Annotated in this window: 1 protein-coding gene and 2 pseudogenes; 2 read left to right on the top strand and 1 reads right to left on the bottom strand. The window is 71.1% G+C overall.

The window, feature by feature from the left end; genetic code table 11:
- Nucleotides 1–700: pseudogene (locus ABZ807_RS31855) on the bottom strand (hypothetical protein); the annotation flags it as partial.
- 232 nt (nt 701–932) lie between these two features.
- On the opposite strand from ABZ807_RS31855, the pseudogene ABZ807_RS31850 reads away from it, so the two are divergent.
- Nucleotides 933–1,136: pseudogene (locus ABZ807_RS31850) on the top strand (helix-turn-helix transcriptional regulator); the annotation flags it as partial.
- 105 nt (nt 1,137–1,241) lie between these two features.
- Nucleotides 1,242–5,336, top strand: coding sequence for a BTAD domain-containing putative transcriptional regulator (locus tag ABZ807_RS31845; RefSeq protein ID WP_357166387.1), 4,095 nt, complete (start codon nt 1,242–1,244; stop codon nt 5,334–5,336).
- Nucleotides 5,337–5,556 lie beyond the last annotated feature (220 nt).

Here is a 5,556-nt window from a genome sequence, read left to right as displayed (position 1 = left end):
CGCCCGTGCCGTACCAGTACCGCACCGACCCGTCCGACGCCCGCGCAAACTCGTAGAACACGCCGTTGAACACCACCGAACCCGACGACTGCGCCGTCATGTCGTCGACGATGCGGTCATAGCGGATCGGCGTGTAGTTGCGCCAGTTGAAGTTCGTCGGCTCGCCCTCGATGGTGTTATCGGCCGAGCCGGTCTCCTGGATCACGACGGGCCGGGTCTGCGCGCTGTCGACCCAGCGCACGAACAGCGCCACGTGGCTGCCGTTTGACGTGCCGTCGTGGTAGAGCAGTGCGTCGCCGGCCTGCAGCTGCGCGGCCGGGATCGGCGTGCTGACCTGGTCGAGGTTGCCGGTCCACCAGGAGTGCCCGTACTTGCCGAGGCCCCAGGCCATCGCCACCATGCCGGAGCAGTCGGTGCGGTAGTCGCCGTACTGGTTCTGGTAGCACCGGTCCTGGCTGTACGGCGTCTTGCCGATCCAGCTCCGGGCCCGGGCAAGCGCCTGGGTCCGGGTCATCCACTGGTTCTCGGCGCCGTTGTAGCCGCAGTTGGCCGACGCCAACGCCGCCGGCATGGCGGCCGGGGCGGTATCGGTGGACGCTGCGGACGCGGCCGCCGCGGTGCCGAACGACGCCATGGCGATGGCGGCGACGACGGTGCCCAGGCGCAGCAGCGCCGGGTGGTACAGGGTTCGAGTGGTCACGTTCGACTCCTTGGGCTGTCCTTGGCTGGAGTCGCCGGCGTGGTCTGCTCCGGCGGCGGAGCCAGCTTCGGCAGCGGCGCTGGACCGCGACCGTCAGCGGCGGTTCCCGTACCGCCCGGACCGTTGCCGCGCCGGTCCCGGGATGGGGTACGGGCGCCGCCTTACGGGACTCCACCCGTACCGGACCCGCACTACGATGCATTGAGTTCTGGCGATCACCGCGGGGGTGGAGATGATCCGGGAAGACGATGTGGCGTCCGTGCCCTTCGGTGAGTTACTCCGTACCTATCGCGAGGCGGCGGCGCTGACCCAGCGGGATCTCGCGGGGCGGGCCGGCGTCAGCCTCGCCGCGGTACGCGACCTCGAGCAGCGGCGCACGCTGTTTCCGCAGCCCGCGTCCGTCCGGGGGCTCAGTGCGGCGCTCGACCTCGACGCCGACGCGGCGGAGACGTTCCGGCGGGCGGCGCTGCGGCCGGTCCCCGCCGTCGGGACGGCGCAGGACGCCGACGGCCCGACCCGCGTCCTGGTCCTCGGTCCACTGGTGGTGCGGCGCGGCGGCACCGAGTTGGCGTTCGGCGCCGGCCGGCAGCGCACGCTGCTGGGCCGGCTGGCGCTGACGCCCAACGAGGCGGTCACCCGATCGGAGCTGATCGACCTGCTGTGGCCCGACGAGCCGCCGGAGTCGGCCGTCAACCTGGTGCAGACCTACGTCACCCGGCTGCGGCGGTTGCTGGCGCCGACCGCGTTGGGTGCAGCGCCGGGGATGCTGCGGTCCGGCCCGGCGGGATACCTGCTGCGGGTCGGCCCGGCCGAGCTGGACCTCCTACGGTTTCGCGAGCTCGTCGATCAGGCCCGGGCGGCGCGCCCGGCAACGGCGCTGGAGCTGCTGACCGACGCTCTGGCGGTCTGGCGCGCCGAGCCGGCCTGCGACGTCGGGCCGCTCGTCGGCCATCCGCGGTCGATCGCGGTGAGCGACGAGCGGGTCCAGGCGGCGGTACGGCTGGCGGATCTCGCCGATCAGCTCGGCCGGCACGACAGCTCCCTCGCCGTGTTGCAGGCGCTGAGCGACACGCACCCCTTGCACGAGCCCTTGTGGGGGCGGCTGATCCTGGCCCTGGCGGCCAACGGGCTGCAGGCGGCGGCGCTGACCGCGTACCAACGGATCCGCGGGCGACTCGCCGACGAGCTCGGTATCGATCCCGGCCCGGAGCTCGCCGACTTCCACCGCAGGGTGCTGCGCCAGCGCTGGTCCCGCACCGCACCGACGTCCACCCCTGACCCGGTGCCGGCGCCCCTGCCGGCGCCCGTGCCCTCGAATGAGGTGGCCGACCGGACCCGGCCGTTTCAGGTTCCCGCGCCGGTCGGCGACTTCACCGGTCGTCATGACCAGTTGCGGCAGGTGTGCGCCCTGCTGCGGCCCGACCGCGACCCGGCGGCGGTGCAGGTCTGCGCGATCGCGGGGCCGGCCGGTGTCGGCAAGACCACCCTGGCGGTGCAGGCGGCCCACCTCATGCGCGCCGACTTCGTCGACGGCCAGCTGTATGCGGACCTGCACGGCGACGGTCCCGACCCGGCCCGCCCGATCGACGTGCTCAGCCAGTCGCTGCGCGCGTTGGGGGTCAGCGCCGGCGCAATTCCGACCGACGAGGCGGAGTGTTCCGCCCTGTACCGCACGACGCTCGCGGCCCGCCGCATGCTGGTCCTGCTGGACAACGCGAGGGACGCGCGGCAGGTCCGGCCGCTGCTGCCCGGCGCCGGCGGTTGCGGGGTCATCGTCACCAGCCGGCGCCGGCTGGTGGATCTGGAGGCCGCCAACGCCGTCGACCTGGAAACGTTGCCGGTCGACGAGGCCACCGACCTGCTGGCGAAGATCGCCGGCCAGCGGCGGGTCCTTGACGACCCGGCGGCCACCGCGACGATTGTGCGGCTGTGCGGGCGGCTGCCGCTCGCGGTGCGGAACGAGGAACTCGACCTGACCGATTTCCGCAACCGGGTCAACGGAGCCCGCAAAGCGGAGCCCTCTGCGGCCCTGGAGGAGTTTGAGGCCGCCCTGGCGCTCTGGTCGGGTGACCCTCTACACGACGTGCCTGAGCTGAGCGGTCACCCAATCGTCACCGCGGTGCTGGAGGAACGGATCGCAGCGACCCTCTGCTATGCCGATCTGGCTCTCGCTCACTGCCAACCCGAGCGGTGTCTGCCGCTGCTCCGGGCGCTCACCGCTGCCAACCCCCTGCACGAACCGCTCCACGCGCGGCTCATAGCGGCGCTCGCGGCCGGCGGCCTGCAGGCCTCTGCGCTGGACAGCTACGCCGACATCAGCCGGCGACTCGTCAACGAGTTGGGCATCGATCCTTCCCCCGCCCTCGTGGACACTCATCAGCGGGTCCTTCGCCAGCAGCACGGCCAGGTCCGACCCGTCGAGGTGGCCGCTTCCATGGTCATGCCGTCGGCCCGCGCTGACCCACCGCGGGTCCCGGAACCGCCCTGCCCGGACGTCCACCCAGCCACCGGTCGGGACAAGGCGCTCGCGCCGCTTGATGCCGACGAACTGTTCAGTGCCGAGGTGAGGGACGCACCTGTACCGGATCAGCACGCCGGACACGGCCCGCTGCCGGCCGCCACGTCTGTGAGGGCGGTGCCGTCTCAACTGCCCTTCGGCGTCCACGGATTCATCGGCCGCGTTGAGGAGATCGAGCAGCTCAACCGGTACGCCGACACCGTGACCGAGGCGGCGGTCATCGTCGGACTTTCCGGCACTGCCGGCGTGGGTAAGACGGCCCTCGCAGTGCACTGGGGTCACCAAGCCGGGCACCGCTTCCCCGATGGTTGCCTATACGTCAACCTCAATGGCTACGGCCCTCCCGAGGACGCCGAGACCCCCGAAGAGGCGCTGCGGGTACTGCTCGACGGGCTGGGTGTGCCGCCGAGGCGGCTGCCGGTTGGCCTGGACGCGCGCGCCGCACTGTACCGTACTGTCATTGCGGGCCGGCGAGTGTTGGTCGTGCTGGACAACGCCAGAGACGCGGCCCAGGTCCGCCCGCTGCTTCCTGCGGCACCGGGCTGTCTGGCGCTGGTGACCAGCCGGAGCAGCCTGACCGGCCTCGTCGCGGTCGAGGGCGCTATGTCGCTGCCGCTCGACACGCTTGGCCGCGACGAGGCGCGAGTCCTGCTCACCGCTCGACTCGGCCGGTCACGGGTCGCACTCGAGTCAGCAGCGGTCGAGGAAATCATTGACGGATGCGCCGGCCTTCCGCTAGCCCTCGCGATCACGGCGGCTCGCGCCGCCGTCGCGCCCCGGCGATCCCTCGCCGTCGTCGCTCGTGGATTGACGCAAGGAGCACGGCGTCTCGACTCCTTGGCCAGCGCGGACGCAACCATCGACATCCGTGCGGTCTTCTCGTGGTCCTACCGACTGCTGCGACGGCAGACGGCGCGGCTGTTCCGGCTGCTCGGCCTGCACACCGGCGGCAGCGTCTCGGCGGCGGTCGCCGCCAGCCTGGCTGGCGACCGGCTGGAGGAGGTGGCGGCCGCCCTCGACGAACTCGTCGAGGTCAACCTGCTCATCGAAGTCGAGCCAGGTCGATACGCATTTCATGATCTACTCAGGGCCTTCTCTCGCGAGCTGATCTCCACCGATCCGGAAGCGTCGGCGGGCGTGCGCCGCCTGCTGGATCACTATCTGCACACATCTGCGGAGGCGGACCGGCATCTTGACGCGTTCCGCTGGACGGTTCCCTTGCCGCCCTTGGCCCGGGGCGTCAGGCCGGAGACCATCAACGACCGCGACGAGGCACTCGCGTGGTTCACCGCCGAACATGCCGCCCTGATGGCGAGCGTGGCGCTGGCAGCCGCGTCTGAGGACGCCGCTGTCGCGTCGCATCCCACTCGCACCGCCCGCAACATGGAGAACTACGCGCTGCGCGCTGGCCGCTGGGGCGACGCGATCGTTGCGTCGCGGACCGCGCTGGCTGCCGCCCGCAGATGCGGCGACCGGATCGGCCAGGCACTGGCTCAGCACGGCATCTCGCGTGCATCCGGATATCTCGGTGACACGAACGGCGCCCGAGATGCGGGCCTGCGTGCCGCCATGCTCTACCACGAGGCTGGCATGCGCGTGGGTCAGGCTGACGCATACCGAAGCGTCGCCACCGCGCTACACAACGCCGAGCGTTTCGCGGAGGCTATTGAGGTCGCTGAACGGCAGGTCGAGCTGTACACCACGCACGGCACGGCGGCCGATCAGGCGCAGGGTTTCAACACCTACGGATACCTGCTGGCCGGCTCCGGCCGGTACGCCGAGGCGCTCGAGCCACTCCACCGGGCGCTAAGGCTTCAGAACTCGATCGATGATGCCTACGGCGCAGCGTTTACTCTGGACAGTCTTGGCCTGGCCTACCTCGGGACGAACCGCCTCGCCGAGGCCGAGGACCACTACCGCCGCTCGTTGGAGCTGTTCGCAAGGGTTGGCGACCGTTACAGCATGGTATATCCGACCTGCGGTCTTGGTGACGTCCTCGCCGCCCGCGGTGACACCGTAGGCGCCGACGGCATGTACCGGCGAGCGCGACGACTGTGTCAGGAGGCCGGCCTGCATCATTTGGCCGGCAACGTCGAGGATCGTCTCCGTGCCGGCTGACCTCGGCTGGGCCGGCGGTGAGCGCCGCCTCGTGGACGCCGGCGCGCCGGATCGATCTCGGCTTCGGCGCGGGCCGCCCTCTTGATCCGCTCGCAGCGCGTTGATCCTACCGACGTTGAGCCAGGCTGTGGGGCTCGAATACTCGGTTCGGCCGTCTGAAGTGCGGCTCTGTGCGAGCTCGAGCCCGGTGCAGCCGTCATGCTCGTGGCCATGAGCACGT

This window comes from Micromonospora sp. NPDC047548, from assembly GCF_040642975.1.
In the GTDB taxonomy this organism is placed as follows: domain Bacteria; phylum Actinomycetota; class Actinomycetes; order Mycobacteriales; family Micromonosporaceae; genus Micromonospora.
The sequence above is the reverse complement of the archived record's forward strand: the minus strand, read 5'-3'. Positions and strand labels throughout refer to the sequence as shown.